Below are 810 nucleotides of genomic sequence, written 5' to 3' on the forward strand. Positions count from 1 at the left end.
AATCGCTCGACTTGCATGTGTTAGGCACGCCGCCAGCGTTCATCCTGAGCCAGGATCAAACTCTCAAATAAAAGTTTTGATGGGCTCAGATACTGTTATATATCTGGCTTTGTTTGGTTGTTTCAAATTCTATAAATTAACCTACTGTTTAATTTTCAAAGTTCTTATAATTTATTGTGGTGGGCCATCAGGGACTCGAACCCCGGACCTACCGGTTATGAGCCGGGCGCTCTAACCAACTGAGCTAATGGCCCACAATAAATTTGGTGCCGAAGACCGGAATCGAACCGGTACGAGAGGTAAGTCCCGCAGGATTTTAAGTCCTGTGCGTCTGCCAGTTCCGCCACTTCGGCACATCACCTGGCTACGTCCTACTCTCCCAGGAGGTTGCCCTCCAAGTACCATCAGCGCTAAAGAGCTTAACTTCTGTGTTCGGAATGGGAACAGGTGTATCCTCTTTGCTATTATAACCAGATTATTGTGTTTATTTATTTTGCCCTTATTTAGGACAAGTACTATATTAACACCTTTATTATAAAGTGTCAATACTTTTTATCTTAATTTTAGTCAATTATTTACATAAAACAATTTATTATTCTTAAGATATCAAATTAATACTTTGAAAACTGTATACATTTAGGAATTATCATTTTAATTCTTGGTCAAGTCCTCGATCTATTAGTATCGTTAAGCTAAATACATTACTGCACTTACACCTTCGACCTATCAACCAGGTAGTCTTCCTGGGATCTTACCCTTACGGTGGGAAATCTTATCTTGAAGTAGGCTTCGCGCTTAGATGCTTTCAGC

The 810-nt window shown here is 40.1% G+C and carries 2 tRNA genes and 3 rRNA genes; all 5 read right to left on the minus strand.

The annotated features are described in order from the left end of the window. Positions 1–71, minus strand: a 16S ribosomal RNA gene (locus tag CHF27_RS13960); the annotation flags it as partial. Between the two features lie 106 nt (positions 72–177). Further along, positions 178–254, minus strand: a tRNA-Ile gene (locus CHF27_RS13965). Positions 255–264: 10 nt separating this feature from the next. After that, positions 265–353: transfer RNA gene (locus tag CHF27_RS13970), tRNA-Leu, on the minus strand. A gap of 5 nt (positions 354–358) precedes the next feature. Next, positions 359–475 (minus strand): 5S ribosomal RNA (gene rrf / locus CHF27_RS13975). Positions 476–658: 183 nt separating this feature from the next. Next, a 23S ribosomal RNA gene (locus CHF27_RS13980) occupies positions 659–810 on the minus strand; the annotation flags it as partial.

It is taken from the genome of Romboutsia maritimum (assembly GCF_002251085.2).
Taxonomy (GTDB): Bacteria; Bacillota; Clostridia; order Peptostreptococcales; family Peptostreptococcaceae; genus Romboutsia_B; species Romboutsia_B maritimum.